The 22,795-nt window shown below is 71.1% G+C and carries 19 protein-coding genes and 4 pseudogenes; 15 read left to right on the forward strand and 8 right to left on the reverse strand.

What is annotated here, in order from left to right:
- Window positions 1-340 precede the first annotated feature (340 nt).
- The 5 genes and pseudogenes from BOQ63_RS05660 to BOQ63_RS05680 all read right to left on the reverse strand — a co-directional run bounded on the left by BOQ63_RS05660 (window position 341) and on the right by BOQ63_RS05680 (window position 5,633).
- On the reverse strand, window positions 341-2,380 hold the full coding sequence (locus BOQ63_RS05660) for a hypothetical protein (protein WP_454130653.1): 2,040 nt from the start codon (window positions 2,378-2,380) through the stop codon (window positions 341-343).
- A 259-nt stretch (window positions 2,381-2,639) separates the two neighbouring features.
- Window positions 2,640-2,759: pseudogene (locus BOQ63_RS05665) on the reverse strand (DUF397 domain-containing protein); the annotation flags it as partial.
- Between the two features lie 274 nt (window positions 2,760-3,033).
- Window positions 3,034-3,309: pseudogene (locus BOQ63_RS05670) on the reverse strand (hypothetical protein); the annotation flags it as partial.
- Between the two features lie 407 nt (window positions 3,310-3,716).
- Window positions 3,717-4,079: a hypothetical protein gene (locus BOQ63_RS05675; protein ID WP_499503533.1), complete on the reverse strand. Its 363-nt coding sequence runs from the start codon at window positions 4,077-4,079 to the stop codon at window positions 3,717-3,719.
- 225 nt (window positions 4,080-4,304) lie between these two features.
- Window positions 4,305-5,633: a glycoside hydrolase family protein gene (locus BOQ63_RS05680; RefSeq protein ID WP_030555805.1), complete on the reverse strand. Its 1,329-nt coding sequence runs from the start codon at window positions 5,631-5,633 to the stop codon at window positions 4,305-4,307.
- A 166-nt stretch (window positions 5,634-5,799) separates the two neighbouring features.
- Here BOQ63_RS05680 and BOQ63_RS05685 point away from each other — a divergent pair, with 166 nt between their 5' ends.
- The 6 genes and pseudogenes from BOQ63_RS05685 to BOQ63_RS05710 all read left to right on the forward strand — a co-directional run.
- Window positions 5,800-6,828 (forward strand): LacI family DNA-binding transcriptional regulator, encoded by a 1,029-nt coding sequence (locus tag BOQ63_RS05685; protein WP_072653580.1) that lies wholly within the window; start codon window positions 5,800-5,802, stop codon window positions 6,826-6,828.
- The gene (locus tag BOQ63_RS05690; RefSeq protein ID WP_072653581.1) at window positions 6,825-8,153 is read left to right on the forward strand and encodes an extracellular solute-binding protein; all 1,329 of its coding nucleotides are present in this window, start codon (window positions 6,825-6,827) and stop codon (window positions 8,151-8,153) included. The genes BOQ63_RS05685 and BOQ63_RS05690 overlap by 4 nt, the downstream gene beginning before the upstream one ends.
- Window positions 8,154-8,223: 70 nt before the next feature.
- Window positions 8,224-9,195, forward strand: coding sequence for a carbohydrate ABC transporter permease (locus BOQ63_RS05695; protein WP_030555811.1), 972 nt, complete (start codon window positions 8,224-8,226; stop codon window positions 9,193-9,195).
- Window positions 9,192-10,025 carry a carbohydrate ABC transporter permease gene (locus BOQ63_RS05700; protein WP_030555812.1) on the forward strand — a complete coding sequence of 278 codons (834 nt, stop codon included), beginning with the start codon at window positions 9,192-9,194 and terminating at the stop codon, window positions 10,023-10,025. The genes BOQ63_RS05695 and BOQ63_RS05700 overlap by 4 nt, the downstream gene beginning before the upstream one ends.
- 31 nt (window positions 10,026-10,056) lie before the next feature.
- Window positions 10,057-10,995 (forward strand): carbohydrate kinase family protein, encoded by a 939-nt coding sequence (locus BOQ63_RS05705; RefSeq protein WP_072653583.1) that lies wholly within the window; start codon window positions 10,057-10,059, stop codon window positions 10,993-10,995.
- Window positions 10,996-11,019: 24 nt separating this feature from the next.
- Window positions 11,020-11,211, forward strand: a pseudogene (locus tag BOQ63_RS05710) (IS701 family transposase); the annotation flags it as partial.
- Between the two features lie 573 nt (window positions 11,212-11,784).
- Here BOQ63_RS05710 and BOQ63_RS05715 read toward each other — a convergent pair.
- On the reverse strand, window positions 11,785-12,756 hold the full coding sequence (locus BOQ63_RS05715; protein ID WP_072653584.1) for a helix-turn-helix transcriptional regulator: 972 nt from the start codon (window positions 12,754-12,756) through the stop codon (window positions 11,785-11,787).
- A gap of 352 nt (window positions 12,757-13,108) precedes the next feature.
- Here BOQ63_RS05715 and BOQ63_RS05720 point away from each other — a divergent pair, with 352 nt between their 5' ends.
- The 9 genes from BOQ63_RS05720 (at window position 13,109) to BOQ63_RS05760 (ending at window position 20,087) form a co-directional block, all read left to right on the forward strand.
- Window positions 13,109-13,294 (forward strand): hypothetical protein, encoded by a 186-nt coding sequence (locus BOQ63_RS05720; RefSeq protein WP_072653585.1) that lies wholly within the window; start codon window positions 13,109-13,111, stop codon window positions 13,292-13,294.
- Between the two features lie 64 nt (window positions 13,295-13,358).
- Complete coding sequence (locus BOQ63_RS05725) at window positions 13,359-13,619, forward strand: hypothetical protein (RefSeq protein ID WP_143174638.1); 261 nt, start codon at window positions 13,359-13,361, stop codon at window positions 13,617-13,619.
- Window positions 13,620-13,867: 248 nt separating this feature from the next.
- Entirely contained in the window at window positions 13,868-15,166 is a 1,299-nt protein-coding gene (locus BOQ63_RS05730; RefSeq protein WP_465398216.1) for a transglycosylase family protein, read from the forward strand.
- Between the two features lie 72 nt (window positions 15,167-15,238).
- Window positions 15,239-16,672: a CHAP domain-containing protein gene (locus tag BOQ63_RS05735; RefSeq protein WP_072653588.1), complete on the forward strand. Its 1,434-nt coding sequence runs from the start codon at window positions 15,239-15,241 to the stop codon at window positions 16,670-16,672.
- An 86-nt stretch (window positions 16,673-16,758) separates the two neighbouring features.
- Window positions 16,759-16,923 (forward strand): hypothetical protein, encoded by a 165-nt coding sequence (locus BOQ63_RS05740; protein WP_167395660.1) that lies wholly within the window; start codon window positions 16,759-16,761, stop codon window positions 16,921-16,923.
- Between the two features lie 161 nt (window positions 16,924-17,084).
- Window positions 17,085-17,780, forward strand: coding sequence for a DedA family protein (locus BOQ63_RS05745; protein ID WP_046386424.1), 696 nt, complete (start codon window positions 17,085-17,087; stop codon window positions 17,778-17,780).
- Window positions 17,777-18,862 carry a sensor histidine kinase gene (locus BOQ63_RS05750; RefSeq protein WP_465398217.1) on the forward strand — a complete coding sequence of 362 codons (1,086 nt, stop codon included), beginning with the start codon at window positions 17,777-17,779 and terminating at the stop codon, window positions 18,860-18,862. Before BOQ63_RS05745 ends, BOQ63_RS05750 begins: the two co-directional genes overlap by 4 nt.
- Entirely contained in the window at window positions 18,853-19,497 is a 645-nt protein-coding gene (locus BOQ63_RS05755) for a response regulator transcription factor (RefSeq protein WP_030555823.1), read from the forward strand. Before BOQ63_RS05750 ends, BOQ63_RS05755 begins: the two co-directional genes overlap by 10 nt.
- A 134-nt stretch (window positions 19,498-19,631) precedes the next feature.
- Window positions 19,632-20,087, forward strand: coding sequence for a hypothetical protein (locus tag BOQ63_RS05760; RefSeq protein ID WP_454130764.1), 456 nt, complete (start codon window positions 19,632-19,634; stop codon window positions 20,085-20,087).
- Window positions 20,088-20,186: 99 nt separating this feature from the next.
- On the opposite strand, the pseudogene BOQ63_RS05765 reads toward BOQ63_RS05760, so the two are convergent.
- Together BOQ63_RS05765 and BOQ63_RS05770 are read right to left on the reverse strand one after the other, a co-directional pair.
- Window positions 20,187-21,176 (reverse strand): annotated as a pseudogene (locus BOQ63_RS05765) (DNA cytosine methyltransferase); the annotation flags it as partial.
- Between the two features lie 66 nt (window positions 21,177-21,242).
- Window positions 21,243-22,487, reverse strand: coding sequence for a neprosin family prolyl endopeptidase (locus BOQ63_RS05770; RefSeq protein WP_454130662.1), 1,245 nt, complete (start codon window positions 22,485-22,487; stop codon window positions 21,243-21,245).
- Window positions 22,488-22,795: the final 308 nt, after the last annotated feature.

A 22,795-nucleotide genomic window follows, 5' to 3' on the forward strand; every position in this document is an offset into this window, starting at 1 on the left:
GAAACGCCGACAACCCTTCTGTCGCCTGGCGCGGCTCCATCAGGGTCTCGCTCCGGGCCACTCAGGCCCTTCGCCCAACCCCCGAACTGTCCGTCGTTGGAACCGAGATGCCAGTGGGGCTGGACATAGTGGCACGGCGTTGGACAGCCGGGACACCGTTCGGCTGTGCCATGCGGGGTGCGCTGGTTGCGCCTCCCGTGGCCAGCCGGCAGTCTGCAACCTGCGTGGCCGTGGTGATGGTGAGCGCCCGGCGACGGCCGAACGCCCATCCGGGCCCCGCCGGGCCGGGACATCCGCAGCGCGGACAGAGACGCTCTCTCGTGGAGAAGCGGACAGAGAGTCACAGCCCGGCCATCTCGGTGTCCCCGTCGTAGTCGACCGGCGCGGGGCCGCCGGTCGTGCTCCGTCGCGCGTCCAGGAGCTTCTTGCCCTTGCGGCTGATGGCCTTGCGAAGGTTGTCGCCGTTCTCGCCGGTGTACAGGAACTGCGACATGCTCGGCACGTCGTAGCCGTGGTTTTCCCGCAACTCGGCTATTTTCAACTGCAGTTCGTCGGGCGCCTTGATGGGATTGAGGTCGGGCCCGGTCCCTGCGTCGTGGCGCTGCTTCCAGTCCTGGCACCAGGAGTTTCGGGGCAGGAGCCGCTCGATGACAGCCGTGAGTGCGGCCTTGCCGTCATCGTCGATCTTTCCGCCCTTGATGAACTGCTTGTCCTCTGCCGCCGTCTTCACCCGCTTTCGTGGCCGGCTCTCGATCTTGCTGGACCTCGTCGGCACGTGCCGCTGGGGGCCCTCCTTGAGGTGCTTGGCGATCATGCTGCCGAACTTCTCCGGATGCCTCCCGACCACGCCGCCCAGGTACTCGTACGTCATGCCCTGCTGCGTGTGGTACTGCCCGGCGAGGTCCAGCGCCCGGTGCCAGTCGGCCTCGGTGGGGGCCCGACGGTCGGAGCCGAGGTTCCACAAGTCGTGGAGTTCCCGGGCCTGTTCCGGGGACAGGGTCTCGCCGGTGCGGCGCCAGGTGCTCTGTGCCGCGCCCGTGCCGATGCCGATGTGGGCCGTCTCCTGCTCCCAGGTCCGCTCCAGCCTCCGCTCAGGGATCCGCCGGTACGGCATGTCCTCCGGGCCGTCCTCCGCGTCACTGTTCGGGGGCGTGTTGTCGGCCTGCCGGGACGCGTACTTTCCAGGCACCCGGAGCGTGGGACCGCCCCGTCGTTCCTCGGCCCCCTCGGGCGCCCCCTCGTTCCATCCCGCCGGGGTGCTCGTGACCTCCTCCTCGACCATGTGCCGGATGAACCCGAGGTAGTGCTCGTCGATCATGTGCCGGTGGTGCTCGTACAGGCTGTTCACGGAACTCTGGAAAAAATGCCCGTAGTTGGGGTTGAAGCTCAACTGCCCGAATCCCAGCCGCTCCCTGTAGTACATGAGCGCCGCGGCGCAGCCCATGCAGGGGCGGTACTTGCCGCTGATTGCCAGGGGGCCGCGCACATCGTGCTGCGGGCGGATACCGGCGGCGCTCAGGGCCAGGAGGAGCTTCTGTTCGGCGTGGACAGACCTGTCCGGCCTCCCTTGTTTCGCCCCGCCGGGCCCGCTGCCGAAGCGGAGCAGGAACACCCTGCCCTCGTGGGCGGTATCGGTGAGCATCTCCCGCAGGTTCTCGCTGTGCAGATCCAGGACGATGACCGGCTGGCTCAGCTTGGCGTGAAGGGCCTGCGCCGCGGGATCGTTGCCACGGCCCTGTTCGCCACCGGGTGTGCCGCGCTGTCCGTCGATGATCGCCTTGTTCTTGCGCCGGTAGCTCGCCAGCTTCTCACCCACGTTCCGCTGCTCGTGATTGCGCAGGCCCTTGGAGCGACCTTCCTCGCTCTGCTCGATCGCCAGCAGCTGCTCGACAGTCGGGGCAGCTCCCGCCTCCTCGCTGCCGACCTGCACGAGGGTGTCGACCGACGCGTCGAAGTTCGACGCGAAGACCAGGCGGTCGTTGATCAGCATGCCCTGGACCTCGCGGTCGTCGCCCTCTTCCTCGACCTCCGGGTCCTGCACCCTGGCCCGCTCCTGGGCACCCTTCATGCTGTCGAAGAGGAGGACGCTGGTCTCGGTGAGCGTCTGCTGGGCTTCCTGACCCTCCTTGGAACGGGGAAACCGCATGTCCATCTCGGCGTGCGCCCGCCCCTGCCGCAGGCCGCCGTACTCCTTCATGAGCGGTTCGTCGGCCCCCTCGGGGACCTTCTTGATCTGGTTCTTGATCTCCTTCATGATCTCGCCCGGAGCCCTGCCCGCCGACGAACTCCCCGCGCCCGAACCGTCCTGGGGCATCCGCTGGACGACCGGCCCGGGGAAGGCCCCAGACCGGATCATCTGCACGACGGCCGTGTTGCCCACCGACCTTTGCATGGCCAGGAGAGTCATGGGGGCGCCCGGTACGGATATCGGGACACCGGTCGGCCGACTGTCCTGCCCCCGACCGCGGTCCTGCTGCTCCTCGCCCCGTACCGCCACCTGCCGCTGCCGCTGCCGCATGCGTCCTAACCTCCTGATCCAGCGGGTAACCACCACGATCTCCCGGTTGTGGTGCGCGGTACATGTCCGACGGGCTGCATCCAGGGGCAGAGATCCTTGCCCACGCGGCCTCCCTACAGGGTCAGGAACGAGCGGCGTACGCGAGGAACTCGTCCCAGGCGGTGAGGGAGAGGGAGAGCTGCCCTCGCTGCCTGTCCTTGGAGTCGAGGATGTGGATGGTGCGGGGAGAGGCGGCGACTTCTACGGTGGACCTGGAGGTCGCCGCCTCGCGATGGCGACCTCCAGTGCATTCTCACAGCCGCAGCGCTCGACCTCGCCCGGCACGGCCTACCAGGCCCACGCCCAGGGTCTCCAGCCGGCCGATCTCTCCGGGCTAGCCTGTCCTGCCTCGCCTTCTGATTGTTCAGCCAGGTGCCCAGCGACGTCCGGTCCTCCCTGCGCGTGCGCGGCACCCTCGCGTGCCCTTCCCGCTCGACGAACGCCGCGAGCGCGGCCGGGCCCTGGCCAAACCGGTCGGTCCAGGGCCCCGGCAGGCGGGCGAACCGCTCTCGGCGGCCATCCGGCGGGCCTCGGTGGCCTCGACCTCGATCTCCAGCAGCCGTTCCAGCGCGGCGGTCACCGACATTCGCTCGCTACGGGCCTGGTCCAGGACCTGGTTCAGCGCCTCGGCGACGGTCGGGTTCTCCTCGTCGGCCAGGTGCAGGTCCGCCATCGCCGAGCGCACCCCGGATGCCGCGGTGCCGACCAGGACGATCAGCAGTCGCGGGAAGGACCGCCGGCGCCGCTCCCATGCCCGGCCCCGGCCCTCCGGCCCTGGCTGCTCCCACAGGGCGGCGCAGGCCGCCAGCTGCGCCGCGGTCTCCTCGGGGCCGACTCCGGGGCGGTGGCGTTCGACGAAGGCCCGCTGCCGCTGCCGCTCGTCGCCGGTGCCGGCGGTGTACGCGAGCTCGGCGGCGGGTCGGTACACCACGCCGCCGGCGGGCAGCTCCGGGCCGGGGAGGAGGTCGAGCGGTCCGCAGGCCTCGCCGCGGGCGCGGGCGTCGGCGACGAAGGCGGCGTGGAACCGGCCGACGTCGAGCAGGTGCTCGCGCCCGTGCCGCACGGCGAGCTGCTCGCCGTCCAGCGTCTGGGCGGTCGGGCGACGGGCCGCTTCCGGCGCCGCGCCGACCGCACGTGGACACCTCACGGTGCCAAGCGGTCAAGCCGACGCCTCGTACCGGCCGGTGTAGCCTTCGGCCTGTTCGATTCCAAGTGGGGGTGGGCCCGTGGTTGACGTGACACGAGTGATGGAGTCCTTGGCCGAGCAAGGTGTGACGGTCCTGTTCAAGGCTGATGCCGAGCCGATCACCCCGTCCGAGATCGCGGTCCCGAGCGGGTAGTCGTGGGCAACCGGGCCGAACAGCGCCTCGTCGTCCATGGAAGCGATCAGCTCGGCCGCCTCGATCCCGGCCATCGCCACCCGTAGCCGGTCCGTCTCCTTCCCCGCCCACAGCCGCGGCGTGGCCGTCATGAACACCCTGCGGTCACACGGAATCCGGGCATTGTCAGGATCGCCGCCCACGGCCGCCCAGCCTTGGAGACTGCTTTCCGGCCGAGAGGCTCACCGCCCTGCTGCGGCCGGAGGCCATCGCGGGCAGCGGGGTGCCCGTGGCCTGATGGGCGCAACTCAGCCTGGCCGGATGCCCTGCCCGTCGGCAGCTGCAGCAAGGATGGTGAAGCCGCCCACGACGGCGTACGTTTCCTGACGGCCCGGACCCCGGGGTGAAGGCCACACGCGGTGCCCCGGTCAGTGTGGGCCGGGCCACAGCGCGGAGGCGTCGTCGCGCTGCTCGTCCGGCAGCCGGACCGGCCTGACGGGCACCGTGTGCGTCGCGCCGCCGCGGGTGACGGTCCACCGGCAGCTGCTGCCGGTGTAGCTCAGGGCGACCAGCACGAAGGCGTCGTCCGCGTAGAGTTCGACGTACTCACCGACCGTCAGGATACGCAACCGCCTCGGCTCGTCGGGAAGTTCGGTGGACGCGAGGACCGCGTCACCAGGCCCCTGGACCCCGAGCCGGCCGTCCGCCCACCGGACGGTCAGCGCCGGGGCGCCGTCGACGCCCGTCCGCAGCACGACCTCGGTCGGTCCGGCGACCGCCACGTCCCCCACCGCGTGCAGCACCGCCTGCTCACCCGGCTCGTCCAGCCAGCCGTCCAGTCCGGGCCACCATGTCAACCGCGGCGCCCCGTCGTCCGCCCGGGTCAGGGCCTTCGGCTGGGCGAGCATGCCCCGGCAGGTGGCGCCGGAGTCCTGGAGCCCGACCCGGCGAGGCACAGTGTGCAGCACGACCCGGGCGCCGTCCGGCGCGGTGACGACCCGGGGCGCGTACGCCAAGGGCGGCCCGAGCGGACCGCGTCGTACCCACGGGCCGTCCAGGTGCGGCGCGGTCCAGGCTTCGATGTGGCGGGTGGCGCCGATGGAGCCGAGCAGCAGCCAGCCATCTTCCAGCCGTTCCAGGACCGGGCACTCAAACTCGTCGACGTCACCGGGCGACAGCAGGGGCGGGTGCACCTGCCAGTGTTCGAGGTCGTCGGAGGTGGCCAGTCCGACGCAGCCGCCGCGTTCGAACGGCAGGGCGGCGTCGCTGGCACAGACCACCATGACCCAGCCGGTGCCGTCGTCGTCGCGCACCACGAACGGGTCGCGCCAGGCCATGCCTTCGCCGGTCCGGTACCAGCGCGGATCGGCACGGACCACCGGTTCGGTGCCGTGCCGCCGCCAGCCGGTGCCGTCCGCCCGGTCCGAACGCGCCAGGCCGACCGACTGCAACGGGCCGCCGGAGGGCAGGGTAGTCACGCCGGTGTAGAACATGGCCGTGCCGTTCCCGTCCGGGACCGGGTGCATGGTCCACACCGCGTGCTCGTCGAAGCGGCCGGGCAGCCCCACCCCGAAGGCGCCGCCCTGCGGCCGCCAGTGCACGAGGTCGGGGGAGGTGGCCCTGCCGTAGGAGGTCTCCGCCTTGATGGCGTCGAACGGGTCCGTCCACGGCCCCTGCAGGTGGAGGACGGTGTAGCCGTCGTCCCCAGGGAGGACCGCGAAGTCGTTGAGGCATAGGCCGGGAGGTGCGTAGCGCAAGGACAGCTCCTGTCGTGCCGGCGGAACAAACGTGTGCGTCAGGGCGTGCTCCGTCTCCCCGCCCCTGGCGAAGTCGCCTTAGTACAACCGAACGCAAACGCTTGCGCAAGTGCGTTGGGCGGCTTACGGTTCGGTGACCCGATCGACAGCCGAGAGGAGCCGCAACGTGGCGGCCAGCATTATCGATGTGGCGCGGGCGGTGGGCGTCTCCCCCTCTACCGTCTCCCGCGCGCTGCGCGGACGGGACGGGGTATCCGACGAACTGCGCGTCAGGATCATTGCTGTGGCCGCAGACCTCGGCTACACGGCCTCGCGCAACGCATCGAGCCTGGCCAGCGGCCGTACGTGCAGCATCGGCGTCCTGGCGCCGTACGTCGGCCGGTGGTTCTTCGGCACCGTCGTGGACGCCGCCGAGCGGGTGTTCAGCGCCGCCGGGTATGACCTGCTGCTGTACAACCTCGGCTCCGTGGACAGCCGCAAGCGGTTCTTCGCCGAACTGCCCGTCCGCAAGCGGGTGGACGCGATTCTCTCGCTGCTCATCCCGACCGGGGACGAGGCCGAGCGCCTGCGGTCCCTCGGTATCCCGCTGGCGATCACCGTCGGTGGCCCTCGACCGGGCTTCACCACCGTGGGCATCGACGACCGGGCCGGCGCCGAACTCGCCACCCGCCATCTCGTCAACCTCGGCCACCGCCGAATCGGTCGGATCGGCACCCAGCCCTCCGCTCCGCTGTACTGGACCACCCCCGACCTGCGCCGCCGCGGTTACCTCGACGTGCTCGTCGACGCGGGCATCCCGCACGACCCGGACCTGGAGGCGGACGGGGAGTACACCGTCGAGGGCGGCGAACGCGCCATGACCCGGCTCCTCACCGCCGTTCGGCCGCCGACCGCCGTGTTCGCGGAATCCGACGAGATGGCCATGGGCGCGCTGCGCGCCCTGCGGGCGCACCGGCTGCGCGTCCCGGAGGACATCGCCATCGTCGGCTTTGACGACCACGAGCTCGCCGACGTAGTCGGGCTGACTACCGTCGCCCAGCCCGTCGCTGAGCACGGGACCCAGGCCGCCAGCCTCCTGCTCCGCCTCCTGCGGGACGACACCGACGTCCCGGATCACGTCGAACTGCCCACCCACCTGATCGTCCGCAACTCCACGGCTCCCCACCGCGGTTCCCTTCACGGAGACATCGAATGACCGACAGCCGCCACGTCCGTCTGGGCCTGCTACTCGCCCTACCAGCCGTCGCCCTGACCGCCTGCGGCGGCACGGGCAGCACGGCCGCCACCTCGGCCGGCGACGGCACCGGCACCATCACCATCTGGGCGCACCAGGGTCAGGACAGCGAGAACACCGTGCTGCAGAACGCGGTCAACTCCTTCAACGGCTCACAGAGCGCCATCAAGGCCACGCTTAAGTTCGTCCCGGAGAAGGACTACACCAAGACGCTGACCGCCACCAGCGCCTCTGCCCTCCCGGACATCGTGGAGTTCGACGGTCCGATGATGTCGAGCTTCGTCTACAACAAGAAGCTCAGCCCCATCTCCGACTACGTCTTGCCCGCGACCGTCGCCAACGCCACCGCCGCCGTCAAGGCCCAGGGCACCCTGGACGGGAAGCTCTACGGCCTCGGCATGTACGACTCCGGCCTCGGCATCTACGCCAACAAGAAGCTGCTGGACGCGGCCGGGGTCAAGTACCCCACCAGCGTGCTCGATGACTGGACCGCCGCCGACTTCACCGCCGCGGTGCAGAAACTCGCTGCCGCCAATCCCAGCCACAAAGCGCTCGACCTCAAGGAGGACTACGGCCTGGCCACCGAGTGGGGCACCTACGGCATGTCCCCGATCGTCTGGTCCGCCGGTGGTGCCCTGGTCAAGCAGGGCAAGGCGGCCGGCGCCCTCGACAGCCCGGCCGTGGTGGACGCCTTCCGGACCTTCCAGTCCTGGAAGCCGTACGTGGACGCCGACACCGACGGAAACGCCTTTGTCAACGGCCGCGTCGCGCTCAGCTGGGTCGGCCACTGGGCCTACCCCGCTTACAGCAAGGCCCTCGGCTCCGACCTGACGGTGCTGCCGCTCCCGGACTTCGGCAATGGCGCCAAGACCGGCCAGGGCTCCTGGGCCTGGGGCATCAGCTCCGGCTCCCAGCACGCCAAGGCGGCCGGCAAGTTTCTGGACTACCTGCTCGACGACACCAACGTCACCGCCATGACCACCGCCGACGGCGCCGTCCCCGCCACCAAAACCGCGCTGGCGGCCAGCCCGCTGTACCGGACCGGCGGCCCGCTCCACCTGTTCGCCCAGGAACTCGCCGAACCCTGCGGTGACACCGACATCACCAAGTCCTGCGTCGCCGTCACCCGGCCCCTCACCGCCGGATACCCGGTCATCACCGCCCAGTTCAGCCAGGCGCTGAACGACATCTACGGCGGCGCCGACCCGCAGACCTCGCTCGCCAAGGCCGCCCGGGCGATCGACCAGGACTTCTCCGACAACGATGGATACTCGCTCACCAAGTGACCGCGGCCGGGTGGCCGGCCGGCCGCGCTCGCCGGCCCGCCGGCCACCCGCCGGGAACAGGACCCCGCCCATGTCCACCGCCGTCAGCCCCTCGCCCACCCCGGCGCCATCCCCAGCCGCCGCCCGGCCGACCACCCAGCGCCGCCGCAGCCGGGACTGGGTGCACGCCCTGCTGATGACCGCCCCCGCGCTGGCCGGACTGATAGCCTTCGTCGCCGTCCCGTTCGGCTACGCCGTCGTGCTCTCCCTCCACAAAGCCCGGCTCGGCTCCGACCGGCCACCGGCCTTCGTCGGCCTGGAGCAGTACCGCCGGATCCTCACCGACCCCGACCTGTCCGGCCGGTTCCTGCACGCCCTGCTCAACAATCTCACCTTCGCCTTGGCCGTGGTCCCGCTGCAGACCGGCCTCGCGCTCGCCCTCGCGGTGCTGCTCAACCGCAAGCTCCGGGCCATCGGGCTGTTCCGCGCGGTGTTCTTCCTGCCGGTGGTCTTCCCGATGGCCCTGGTGGCGGTGATCTGGCGGCTCATCCTTGCCCGTAGCGACCAGGGCATCCTCAACTCACTGCTTCACCAGCTGAGCTTCGGCCACTGGGGTTCCTTCGACTGGCTGGGCTCGCCGCTCACCGCGATGGCCTCCGTCGTCGTGCTCTCGGTGTGGCAGGGCGTCGGCTTCCAGATGGTCATCCTGCTGGCGGGGTTGCAGGCCATCCCGGACGAACGGTACGAGGCCGCGCAACTCGACCGGGCCTCCCGCTGGCAGCAGTTCCGGCACGTGACACTGCCCGGCATCCGCACCACCCTGATCTTCGTCGCCCTGCTCACCTCGGTGCTGTCCTTCCGGGTGTTCGACCAGGTCTACATCCTGGTCCGCGGCGGCGGGCTGAACGAGAACGCCACCCGGACCGTCATGTACGAAGCGGTCACCACGGCCTTCGACCAGAACAACATCGGCCGCGCCTCGGCCATCACGGTGGTCTTCTTCCTGATCGTCCTGGTGCTGACTCTGGTCCAGCGCCGAGTCGCCCGAGGGGACGACGCATGAACCGCACCATCCGGCGGATCGCCGACCATACCGTCCTCGGCCTGCTCGCCCTGGTCTTCGCCCTGCCCGTCCTCTATCTGGTGATCGGCAGTCTCAAGCCGTCCGACCAGGTACTCGCCGGCCTGTCCGGCTTCCTGCCCACCAACCTGTCCCTGCACAACTACGCCGCCGTCCTGCACAGCCTGTCCTCGGACAGCACCGGCCACTTCTGGCGGTTCATGGGCGTGTCGCTGCTCGTCGCCGCCACCGTGGTGGCCGGCGGCCTGGTAGTGAACTCGATGGCCGCCTACGCGCTGTCCCGGCTGGAGTGGGGCGGGCGGAAGCTGCTGTTCACCCTGGTCCTGCTGTTGATGCTGATACCGTTCGAGTCGGTGGCCGTGCCGCTGTTCTACCTCTTCGACACGCAGCGGAACACGGTGTGGATCCAGGCCGCGCCGTTCATCGCCAACGCGTTCTCGGTCTACCAGTTCCACACCTTCTTCCAGGCCATCCCCGTCAGCATCGAGGAAGCGGCCCGGATCGACGGCGCCGGACCATGGCGAATCCTGTTCCGGATCATCTACCCCATGAGCAAACCGGCCTTCGCCTCGGTCGCGATCCTCACCTTCCTTACTCAATGGGGCTCGTTCCTTTGGCCGGTGCTCATGGTCGACGATCCCTCCGTACGGCCCTTGCCCCTGGAAATCAGTGTCTTTCAGGGCCAGCAGCCGCCGGACTGGGGGCAGATCCTGGCGTTCGGCGTGCTGCTCGTGCTCCCAGTGGTCGTGGTGTTCGCCTTCTTCCAGCGGTGGTTTGTCCAGGGCGTGGCCGGCTCGGCCGTCAAGGAATGAGAAGCGCGGCATGAGAGGAGAGGTCAGAGAGATGCCCCTGCGACCGATTACCGTCCTCGGGGAGTCTGCGGCCGACGCCTTCCCCGGCGACAGCACCCCCGACGGCGGCCTTGCCCTGCGGGTGCTGCCCGGCGGCGGCCCCGCGAACACCGCCGTCGCCCTCGCCAGGCTGGGCACCCCCACCCGCTTCCTCGGGCGGATCTCGACCGACCCGTTCGGCCAGCTGTTCCGCGCCCGCCTCGCCGCGTCCGGCGTCGATCTGACCGGCTGCGTCAACACCGCCGAGCCCAGCACGCTCGCCGTCGCCACGCTCGACGAACAGGCCCAGGCCACCTGGACCTTCTACGCCGAGGGCACCGCCGACTGGCAGTGGACCACCGACGAACTCACCGCCACCCGCACCACGGAAACAGCTTGCCTGCACACCGGCTCGCTCGCCCTGGTCCGCGACCCCGGCGGCCAGCGGATCGAGCAGCACCTCGCCTGGGTCCGGGAACACGCCACCGTTTCCATCGACCCCAACGTCCGCCCGCTCCTTGTCCCGCCCGCCGACTACCGGGAACGCCTGGACCAGTGGTGCGCCCTCGCCGACATCCTGCGCCTCAGCGAGGAGGATCTCGCCGTACTGCTGCCCGGAGCAAGCCCGGCCGACGCTTGCCACCGCTGGCACGAGGCCGGCGCGCGGCTGGTCGTGGTCACCCTCGGGGAACGCGGCGCGTACGCCTCCCTCGACGGTCACCCGGTCACCGTACCGGCGCCGCCCACCTCGGTAGTCGACACCGTCGGGGCCGGCGACTCGTTCACCGCCGGCCTGCTCCACCGGCTCAACCAACTCGACCTGCTCGGCAGTCGGCTGGACTCCCTGACCCAGAACGCCGTGGCCGACGCCTGCCGTTTCGCCGTCCGGGTCGCGGCCCTCACCTGCTCGGTCGTGGGTGCCAACCCGCCCTCGGCGGAAAGCCTTCGGTGACTCACCAGGCTGCTATCGCGCCACCATCACCAGGTCCGCCACTGGACCGCCTGGCACCGGCACGTCACCCTTGCCATGCTCGCGCTCGCCTTCCTCGCCGCCCTCGCAGCCGACGCGACACCGGCCAGGCCCGCCGACCCGAACCGCTCCGCCCGCAGCACCGACCCGATCGACCTGACCGTCCCCGAGATCCGTCACCTGCTCAGCTTGACTCTGCCGGGTCGTGGGCCGCATCACCGAGCTGCGCGCCCACCGCGCCCAGGCCGACCCCACGGTGCGGCCGCCGAGAGCGGAACGGTGGGCGAGCAGCCGCCGGCGGTGGTGGGGTCGCCGATCAAGTGGCTGCGGATCGACGCGAAGCGGCACACGGCGCGGGTCCTCCAGACGGTGAAGCTGCGCGCGTTCAACCCCCGGGCGACCGAGTGGCAGCGCATGCACGCCGTCGCCGCCAGGTTCCACCTCGAGCACGGCCACCTCGAACCACCGACAAGACCATCCACGGCGAGCTGATCTCCTGGCTCGACCGACAGCGCTACCTGAACGGCCAAGGCCTGCTCGATGCCGCCCGGGTCTCGGAGCTGGACGCGCTCGGCATGATCCGCCGCCGGGCAGCCGGGATGACCCTGGAGAACACCGCGGCGCCGGGACCGGCGAGGCGCGGGTAAGGATGGTCCGCCAGCTCGCGCTCGACCTGATCCACCAGTTCGCGGTGGCCTCACTCAAGACCGGCTTTACGGGTAGCGTCGCGGCCGCCGCCTGCCCATGGCGAGCGCGTGCACCTGGTGCGGCTCAGAGCCAGCCGCGGTGCGCTGCCTTGATCCCGGCTTCGAAGCGGCTGCTGGCGTCGAGGCGTTCCATGATCGAGGACATGTGGCGCCCGACGGTGCGGGAGGAGATGCCGAGGCGTTGGCCCGCGGCGTCGTCGGTGAGGCCGGAGCCGAGCAGGCGCAGGAGTTCGCGTTCGGTGGCGGTGAGGCCCGTGCGGGGGTCTTCGGTGTGGGTGGCGCCGAGGGGGACGGCGGTGTGCCAGGCCTGTTCGAAGAGGTCGAGCAGCGCGGCGAGGATGCCGGGTTCGGTCACGTACAGGGCGCCCTTGCGGTTGTCCGCGGGGTCGATGGGGACGAGTGCCTGGCTGCGGTCGATGATCACCATGCGTGGCGGGATGGTGGCGGCGGTGCGGACCTCGCCTCCTCGGCTGAGCAGCCAGTGGGCGTAGGTGGCGACGTGGGGTTGGTTGCGGGTGGAGTCCTGGTAGAGGGTCCGCAAGGTGATGCCGCGGGAGAGGGCCGCGGCGTCGGTGAGTCGGCCGGCGGCGAGGTCCTCGGGCCGCTGGTTGCCGGGTTGGCTGCCGAGTGCTTCGGTGGTGGCGCTGTGGCCCATGCGTTCGAGCCTGGCCTGGATGGCGTCCATGCCGAGAAGGCGTTCGCCGTGGGTCGTTCGGTGTTCGGCGCGCTCCGCGACCATGCGTGTGACGGCTGCCCGTGATGCCGCCAACTTCGCCTGCCGGTCGGCGATTTCGGCTTCCTGCCGGGCGAGGGCGTCGGTCAGGGCGATGTCGGGGCTGATTGCGCGTAGCTGCCCGGGACGTTCGGCGGAGACTCGTACGAGGGTGAGTCGGGCCAGTTCTTCGAGGTGGTCGTGCACCTGGACGGCGGTCTGGCCGCAGTGTGCGGCGATCTCGTCCACTCCGTAGGAGGGGTGGTCGAGCATCGTCTGGTAGGTCGCGGTCGCTCCGGTCGTGAGCCCCAGTACTTCAAGCATTGAATCCCCCCGGATCGCTGGCCGCCTGCTTCTTGGCTGACCGGGTCGATTCAAACAGTCGCGCGACGCTCCTTTCAAGATCGAATTCATGCCGTTAGCGGCGATTTGAGCGGCAATGGCGGCATGAGGTGCTCGTCACGCCGCTCGCGATCTGACGCGTACACGACGTCATGTCCGGATCCCGCCAGGCCGATTGGCGACATCCGGAAGGCCTTCCGGCGGTGCCGGCGAGCGGCGAGGCTAGTGATCGCCGCCAGGGAAACAGCCCGAACGGCAGCCGAACGGAGCGTCAACCGCGGGACGCCCGGACCGGCTCGGCACGCCTCTCCAACCAGCAGTGAAGGAATCCGTCATGATCCGCTCCCGTATCGCCCAGGCCACCGCGGTCGTCGCCGTCGCGTTCACCGCGCTCCTGATCGCCCCCGCCGCCTCCGCCGTGACCGCAGGGACGCCGCATGCCTCGTCCCCTGCCGCCTCCTCCGACAGCATCTCGTGGGGCGGAGTCGTCACTCCGGCCAGCATCTCCTGGGGCGGCTGAGCCCTCGATGGAGATCGTCTACGCCAGCCTGAGACGCCGCCAACCCGGCGATACGGCGGCAGAGGTGAACGAGGCCGCCGAGACCGTGGACGCCCTGTGGGCACACGCCGAACCCGGCGACGGACTCCAGCACGCCAGCGCACTGCCCGCCTCTGACCGGATCGACCTCCTGCTCTACCTGCTCACCCGGGACGCGCCCGGTCAGCCCGACGCCGTCAGCCGCGCCCACCACCTGATCTGCCGCAGCCACCGCACCTCGCCCCTGCTGCACCGCTGCTATCTGCCTCCGGAGCCACCGGAGTCCCCGGACCACGTCGTCGGCTGAGCGCGGCGCCCTCACGCCAGCCGAGGCGCCCGCTGCCCGGCGGGCCCAGCCCCTGCACCGTCCGCACCGTCCGCACCGTCCGCTCGGCTTGCAGCCTGCATCCCCTGCCGATGGGCCATGGGTGCGGCAGGTCCCGGCACGCCCGCCTGCCCGGCCGGTAAGCGCGCCGACGTCAGCCCACCGAACCGCCCGCCAGCCGCTTCACCACGCCCTCGCTCGTTCCGCCTGACCTATCAGGAGTTCATCTCGTGGCCACCAAGTCGCCGACCCTCGCCCGTACCGCCCGCGCCACGGCACCCGCCGGCGTCACCTCGCCTGCGTCCGGTCAGCGTCGCCGGCTCCGCGCCGCTCGTACGGCACTGGCCATCGGCGTGGCGGCGGGCTCGCTCGCCCTCGGGGCAGCGGGGCCGGCGCAGGCCGCCTCCGTGGCGACCTGGGAGAAGGTCGCGCAGTGCGAGAGCACCAGCAACTGGAGCATCAACACCCACAACGGCTACTACGGAGGCCTGCAGATCTCGCTCTACAACTGGCGCTACTACGGCGGCACGGCCTACGCTCCGCGGCCCGACCTCGCGACCGAGAAGCAGCAGATCCTGATCGCCGAGAAGATCCTCGCCGACCAGGGGGCGCGCGCCTGGACCTGCTCGCCCGGCACCGGCCTGGCCACGGACCACAGCAACCCCTACCCCGACCCCGACCCGACCCCGGCGCCGCCGGCGAAGAACAACCGGGTGATCGAGGCGGTCGAGGGCGGCACCTTGCACGAGGTCTACACCGACAGCGCCGGAAGCTGGCGCGACAACGCCGTCCCGGGCGTTCAGGGCGGGATCGACGCCGTCGCGTTCTCCTACAACGCGGCCGGCCAGCGGGTGGTCGAAGCCGTGGAGAACGGCGCCCTGCACGAGATCTACTCCGACCCGGACGGTACCTGGCACGACAACGCCGTTCCCGGCGTCGGTGGCGGGATCACGGCGCTCGGATTCGCCTACAACCCCTCCGGCCAGCGCGTGATCGAGGCGGTGGAGAACGGCGCCCTGCACGAGATCTACTCCGACCCGGACGGCACTTGGCACGACAACGCCGTCGCCGGCGTCGGTGGCGGGATCAGCGCGGTCTCCGTCCAGGTCAAGCCCGACAGCACCCGCGTGATCGAGGCGGTGGAGAACGGCGCGCTGCACGAGATCTACAGCGCCCCGGACGGTACCTGGCACGACAACGCCGTTCCCGGCGTCGGTGGCGGGATCACGGCGCTCGGATTCGCCTACAACCCCTCCGGCCAGCGCGTGATCGAGGCGGTGGAGAACGGCGCCCTGCACGAGATCTACTCCGACCCGGACGGCACTTGGCACGACAACGCCGTCGCCGGCGTCGGTGGCGGGATCAGCGCGGTCTCCGTCCAGGTCAAGCCCGACAGCACCCGCGTGATCGAGGCGGTGGAGAACGGCGCGCTGCACGAGATCTACAGCGCCCCGGACGGCACCTGGCACGACAACGCCATCCCCGGCCAGGCCGGCAACGCCACGGCCCTCTCGTTCAACCTGGCCTGACACCCGCGCGGCACCTGCGTGCCCCGGCCTCGAATTCTTTCCCAACATTCTTACCTGGAACAGGACTTCACCATGCCCAAGAAGACTTCGCGCCGCCTCCTCGCCACCGCCGTCGCCGCCGGCACCCTGGTGCCCGCCCTGATGCTCGGCGCCCAGTCCGCGTCCGCCAGCGTGGGCTCGACGATCGTCGGCATCGCCGCCAACAACATCGGCAAGGGGGCCTGCGACACCAACAGCGCGGGCGGCACCGGCTTCTACTCCAGTTGCAGCGGCGGTCCGGAAGCCTGGTGCGCGGACTTCGCCAAGTGGGTCTGGTCACAGGACGGCGTGGACGTCTCCGGCCTGACGCCGGCAGCCGGCAGCTTCGGCCAGTACAACGGCGGCCTGCACAGCACCCCGCACGTCGGCGACGCCGTGCTCTTCAACTACAACGGCGCCGGCTACGCCGACCACGTCGCGCTCGTCACGGCCGTCAACGCCGACGGCACGATCAACGACATCGGTGGCAACCAGGGCGGTGTGCGTGGCAACTGGTCCGCCACCTCGCACGTCACGGCCAACACCCACTTCAACGGCACGGTCGGCAGCTACCTCGGTGGGCAGCGGATCAGCGGCTATGTCTCGCCCATCGGCGGCCGTGACGCCTCCACCCCGCCGCCGCCCCCGGCGCCGCCGACCAAGAACAACCGCGTGATCGAGACCGTCGAGGGCGGCGCGCTGCACGAGGTCTACACCGACGCGGCCGGCTGGCACGACAACGCCGTCCCGGGCATCCCGGGCAACATCAATGCCCTCGGCTTCTCCTACGACTCCACGGGAGCCCGCGTGGTCGAGGCCGCCGAGGACGGCGTGCTGCACGAGATCTACACCGACCCGGCCGGCGGGTGGCACGACAACACCGTCCCCGGCATCGGCACCGGCATCAGCGCACTCGCCTTCTCCTACAGCCCCCAGGGCAACCGCGTGATCGAGGCGGTGGAGAACGGCGCCCTGCACGAGATCTACTCCGACACGGACGGTACCTGGCACGACAGCGCCGTTCCCGGCGTCGGTGGCGGGATCACGGCGCTCGGATTCGCCTACAACCCCTCCGGCCAGCGCGTGATCGAGGCGGTGGAGAACGGCGCACTGCACGAGATCTACTCCGACCCGGACGGCACTTGGCACGACAACGCCGTCGCCGGCGTCGGTGGCGGGATCAGCGCGGTCTCCGTCCAGGTCAAGCCCGACAGCACCCGCGTGATCGAAGCCGTGGAGAACGGCGCGCTGCACGAGATCTACTCCGCCCCGGACGGTACCTGGCACGACAACGCCGTCCCCGGCGTCGGCGGCGGCATCAGCGCACTCGCCGTGCGCGTCAAGGCGGACGGAAGCCGTGTGATCGAGGCCGTCGAGAACGGTGCCCTGCACGAGATCTACAGCGCCCCGGACGGCACCTGGTACGACAACGCCATCCCCGGCCAGGCCGGCAACGCCACGGCCCTCTCGCTCGACCTGCGCAGCTGATACTCAGTCGGCGAGACCGCGTGCCCGGTACGGACTCCCGTACCGGGCACGCCGACCTGTTCCGGCACCGGAATACCGGGCCGAGGGTGCCCCTCGAGGCGTTCGGCGAGCTTCTCAACCGCGTCCGGATCGCCGGGGCGCAGTTCGGCCTCTTCCAGCCCCTCCGGCGTTCGCGCAGTTACTGGTTCTCCAGGGTGAGCCGGTTGACCGTCCTGATGACGGCGGCGCGTCCGGCGTGGCAGTCCTCGTAGTCGAGGCGTCGGCGGATGCTGGGACGATCGGCCCGTCGTCCTGCACGCCGACCTCGCCGATAGCCCCGCGCCCGAGCCCACGGCGTCCTGCGGAAAACCGCAGGACGGCCGGGTGGACGACCGCATGGCGGGCCGCACAGCCGCTGCCTAGCGTGAACCGCATGATCGCAACGCCGCCCCAAGCCCCGCTGCTCGCCGCCGCCTTCACCGTCTCGGACACCAACACCGCCGAGCCCGCCGGCGGCATCGCCGGATGGGCCGTCGACACCATGGACGCCCTCGGCGCCGCCGGCGCCGGGCTGACCAACCTCGTCGACACCGTCCTGCCGTTCGTCCCCAGCGAGATCGTCCTGCCCGTGGCCGGATTCGCCGCAGGCCAGGGCCGATTGAACCTGGCGGCCGTCATCGTCTGGACCACGGTCGGCTCCGTCGCCGGATCCTGGATCGTCTACGCCGCCGGCGCCCTCCTGGGCCGCGAGCGCACCCGCGCCCTCGCCGCCCGCATCCCCCTCGTAAGCGCGCACGAGATCGACCGCGCCGAGGCGTGGTTCGCCCGCCGCGGGCGCACCGCCGTGCTGCTCGCCCGCATGGTGCCGGTGGTGCGCAGCCTCATCTCGATCCCCGCCGGGATCCAGCGCATGCCCTTCGCCGCCTTCACAGCCCTGACCGCCCTGGGCAGCCTGATCTGGAACACCGCCTTCGTCCTGCTGGGATACTGGCTCGGCGACAACTGGCAGATGGTGGAGGAGTACGGGGGATGGGTGTCCAAGGCGGTCGTGGCGCTCGCACTCCTGGCCGCCGCCCGGTGGTTCGCGGTACGCCTGCGCCGCCGCCCGGGCGCTCGGCACCGGGCGTGAGGGCCGCCCGCGCCGCGGCCGGCATCGCCCTGGGCGCCCTCACGGCGCTCGCCACCCCCGCCCTCCTGGCCACGGCCGCCCTCACCCGCTGCGCCCGCCTGCCGCTGCGCCTGGCCGCACTGGAGCAGCGGCGCGTGTCCGCCCTGCTCGGCGGCCCCGAGCCTGCCCCCGAGGGCGTCGAAGCTCGCCGGGCCGCCGCCTACCTGTGGTGCCGCGTGCCCGTGGGCCTGGCCGGCGGCGGCGCACTGCTCCTGCTCGCGGCGGGCGCCTGGACGGCCGCCTCCGGTCTGGCGCGCTGGCTGGCCGGGCACGACGCCGACGGGATGGGCCCCAGCTGGCCCGTCGCCGGATACCTGCTCACCGCCGGACTGCTGCTGCTCTTCCTCGACCTGGCCGGGCTGGCCGCCGTCGCCGACCTGGAGCGGCGCCTGGCCCACCGCTTCCTCGGCCCCGACGAACTGGCCCTGATGCGCCGCCGGATCGACGAACTCGCCGCCTCCCGCTGGGGGATCGTCGAGGCCGTGGACGCCGAGCGGCGCCGCATCGAACGCGACCTGCACGACGGGCTGCAGCAGCGCCTCATCGTCGTGGCGATGCTCCTGGGCCGCGGACGCCGCAAGAACTCCGAGGAGCTCTACCGCCAGGCGCAGGCCGAGGCGGAACAGGCCCTGGAGGAACTGCGGCAAGTCGCCTGGCGGGCCTACCCCGCCTCGCTGGACCAGCTGGGACTGCGCGAGGCCCTGGCCGTGGACGCCGAACGCTCGCCCATCCCCGTGCACATCAGCGGCGATCTGGCCCGGCGCCCCGCCCCCGCCGTCGAGACCGCCGCCTACTTCGCGGTGCGCGAGGCCCTCACCAACGCGGCCAAGCACGCCGGCGCCACCCGGATCGAGGTGGCGATCGGCCAGGACACCAGCCTGGTACGGGTGTCGGTGCACGACGACGGACGCGGCGGCGCCGACCCCACCGGCCCCGGACTGTCCGGCCTGCAACGCCGCATCGCCGCCCTCGACGGACGCCTGCGCGTGGACAGCCCGCCCGGCGGCCCCACCCACGTCGTCGCGGAGCTGCCGTGCGCCTGATGATCGCCGAGGACTCCGCCCTGCTGCGCGTGGGCCTGGAGCGCCTGCTGCTCGACGAGGGCCACGAGGTCAGTGCCGCGGTCGGCGACGCCGACGCCCTGCTGGCCGCGGTCGCCGCCGAGCCCCCCGACGTCGTCGTGATCGACGTGCGGATGCCGCCGAGCCACACCGACGAAGGACTGCGGGCCGCGCTGCGGCTTCGCTACGAGCACCCGGCGGTGGGGGTGCTGGTGCTGTCCCAGTACGTCGAACAGCGGTACGCCGCCGAACTGCTGGCCGCCGACACCCGGGGCGTGGGGTACCTGCTGAAGGACCGGGTCGCCCGGGTGGAGGAGTTCCTGTCCGCGCTGGAGCGGGTGCACGGCGGCGACACGGTCTTCGACCCGGAGGTGGTGCGCCGCCTGTTGGCCCGCACCCGCCACACCGACGACCTCGAACTGCTGACGGAGCGCGAGCGCACCGTGCTGACCCTGATGGCCCAGGGATGCACCAACGCGGCCATCGCCCAGCAGCTGTTCGTCTCGCGCAGCGCGGTGGAGAAGCACGTCAACGCGGTGTTCGACAAGCTTCGGCTGCCCCGCGACGAAGGCAGCAACCGGAGGGTACTGGCGGTGCTGCGCTTCCTGGGCAGCTGACGCTCAGGCGGCGTAGGCGTGCCGGAACACCTTCACCGCGCCGTCGGCGACTTCGGCCGCCACGGCGGGTCGGGCCGCAGGCCGTCGGCCGCGGGCCGGGCGGGACCGGGGTCGGTGAACGGCACCTCCTCTGCTTGCACGTCGGCAACCCCGTCAATATGCCGGTGCAGGCACCCGTGACGGTCCGTGGGGACTGGGAGAAGCTGCTGCCCGAGATGGCGCAGGCGCGGGCCGTCGTCGAGATTCCGGGCCTGCCCGACGCCCTGTCGGCCGCCGCGGCGATCGACTGGTCGATCGAAGGGACGCCGATCGGTGACCGCCCGAAGACCGAGGAGTGCCCCGAGGGCCTAGCACCCAACACGATGGCGCGCATCCGGGCCGGGATCGATCGCTTCTGGCCGGCACCCGACGGCCGGGCCGACGCCGGACAGGGCGCGCTGTTCGGCGACGTCCTCGCCGGCGGCCGCGCGACCCCGCTGCTCGTGCCGACCGGAGGTACCTGGCGGACCGGCGCTGGCCGCACGATGTCTTCGGGCACCGGTAGTTGTAGCTCGCCCGGTTCCGGCCCATGTCCTTGCCCGGCTGGTTGAACACCTGCATCGAGTCGACCCACTCCGCGCAGCCGGGGGCAGAACGCCTTCGGCCGGAGCCACTTGTCCGAGTCGGGGTGGCGGCCCGAGGCTCTTGTGCCAGTACGCGATGAAACCCCGTTCCCTTCGATGGGGAGCTCCGACGTCGGAGGCACGTAGTACCTGCCAGCGTGCATCCATCCCCGCGGAGGCGAGGTCAGCGAGTACGGCGCTGAGTGCCCGCAGATGATGTTCATCTCCGGCGTCACCCAGACACCACGGGCAGGGCTCCACGTCGCCATCGGTATTCGAGCGAGCGGGGGTCGAGAGCAGGCCTCGGACATTTTCCAGAATCACCAGGCAGGGCTTGAGAGTTGATATGGCTCGGGCGATGGTGTGCCACAGGCCCGAGCGGGTGCCCTCGGCCAGTCCGGCCCGGGTTCCCGCCACCGAGACGTCGGTGCACGGGAACCCGGCGACGAGGACGCAGACCGGCTCGACGGTGCTGAAGTCGACCTGGGTGATATCACCCAGGTTGGGGACGCCGGGCCAGTGGTGCTCCAGGATGGCCGCGGCGCCGGGGGCCGGGTCCGAGTGCCAGGCGATCTGGCCGCCGAGGACGGACTGCACGCCCAGGTCGAGGCCGCCGTAGCCCGAGCACAGTGAACCGATGCGAAGACCGGTCACCGCGTCTTCCTGGGCGCGATCAAGGCGGCCGGGTTGTCGACGCGGGCGACCTCGACCAGGGTGGCGCCGGCCATCGACCGACGCGTGGTGGCCGAGCGCAGGCGCGCTGCGGCGGTGCGAAGGGTGCTGCGGGAGGGGGCGCTCGGCCCGTTCGGCGGCCTGGCGCAGGCCGTCGGCTGCGCGGTCGAGTACGGGTTCGGCCTGGCGCAGGGAGCGGGGGTGGGCGCGGGGGTGGGCGGTGTAGGTGTCGCCGGTGACGTTGTTGCGCCACAGGTTGCCGGCGAGCGTGAGAGGTGCCGGTCGGCCTCGGTGAGGGCGAAAGCTGCGTCCCGCAGAGCGGTGCACCTGGCTACGCCACCGACTCGGGTATTCGATGCGCAAGGGTCGGGTCGGAGTGGGAGGTCGGGCCCGCCGACTTCCCACTCCCCCACCGCGGGGAGGCCTGGACGGCGGAGCGCGAGGGGCGCTCCGCCGTCGGTAACGGCCGGGTCAGGTGCAGTCGGTGCCGCCCGGGCCGCCGAAGAAGAAGTACTCGTTCCACGGATCGGGAGCATTGCCGACCGCGATGGTGAAGCAGTTCGGCGATGTCTGGACGCCGGTCAGCTTCGCCGACTGGGCTGTGTTGTCGGTCGCGAAGTAGTAGATGTCGCGCTGGTAGGCGGCGAACTGCCAGCCGGCGTCGGCGAACGCGCCACTGCCCATCGGCGGCCACGCCACGTTGTTCACCACCTCGCCGCCGTAGTCGATGTCCTGAGCGTTGGTCGCGAGCGGGCCGCTGCCGAACAGCGAGCCCGGGTAGTAGCCGACCGCGTTGCTCGCCTGGGTGCCGCCCAGGTAGAGCCACCAGTTCCCGCCCGAGAGGTAGTAGGACACCTCGAGCTCGTACTGCGCGCCGCCCGAGACGCTCACCGGGGAGATCGTGCCGCCGAGAGCCCAGGCGCTGTTCGTCTGGACGAACGCCGAGCAGTCGAGGTTGTAACACCCGGTGTTCTGGTAACCGTCGGCCGTCCAGTAGATGAAGAGGACCGGCTGGGTGGTGCCGTACTTCCCCGGGTAGACCTGGTAGCCGCACTCGACGGTCTGCACGGGTGAGCCGCCGGCGTACCAGTGCTGGGAGAGCGAGAAGACCTCCGACCCGACGTTGGGGTCCCAGACGTTGATGAAGTCGTGACCGCCGAGGTTGTCGACCCCCTGGAAGGCGTGCGCGTACTTGTGGGTGCCCGCGGCGGCCTCAGGAGGGCTCAGTCGGGGGTGGCGGCCTTTCCCCTGCGGATACTTCCGGTGGAAGTTCTGCACGCCGCCGCTCCTCGCCACCTCCTCCAGGGTGACGCGGCGCATCGCGATCGTGCCGGGCGGGCACGACATGGCGTGGCCGAACTTGTCCAGCCGGTCGGACCGCAGCTGCGGCTGGATCGGCGTGCCCTGACCGGCGCCCCGTGGCCCGGCCGCGTCCGGGGCGTCGGGGGGCTCGGGCGGAACACTGAAGGCGCCTCTGAGGGCGGGCTGGCTGGCGATCGGGACACAGTCGAAGACCTGCCCGTTGTCGTCGACGAAACTGTGAGTGACCTCGACACCTGCGTAGAGGTTCCTGACGTGTTCTGCCGCCGCGGAGAACTCCTCCGCGTTGGTCGTACCCGCCACCGCCCGGAGCACGAAGTCCTCGTGCCGGGCCGAGGCGAGGGAGTCCATGAACTTGGCGAAGCTGGGGAAGGCCCGGTCGTCCTGCGGCGCCATGGTCGGTTCTCCTTTGGTCGCTGCGCGTGGTGTTCGAATTACGGTTCCTCTGCCTCCACGCTAGGTCCGGATCCGGCCAGTGTCCTGCCAGGGATTGGGAGTTGTGGACCATGCAATTGAACCCTCAAACACGCCGGACGTGACGCCTGGACCAGCCCCTCGCCTTCCCCATCGCCCCATCCTCCCCAGCCCGGTGACGACCGGATGCGGCGTCTCGCCGACAGCGCGGGTCGCTGTGAGGTCGGCGGCCAGCAGGACGATGTCGGCCGGACCCGGCGGACCGGCGGGGCTCGGTCCGCCGGGTCCGG

Origin of the sequence: Streptomyces viridifaciens (genome assembly GCF_001888885.2) — a bacterium.
In the GTDB taxonomy this organism is placed as follows: Bacteria; Actinomycetota; Actinomycetes; order Streptomycetales; family Streptomycetaceae; genus Kitasatospora; species Kitasatospora aureofaciens.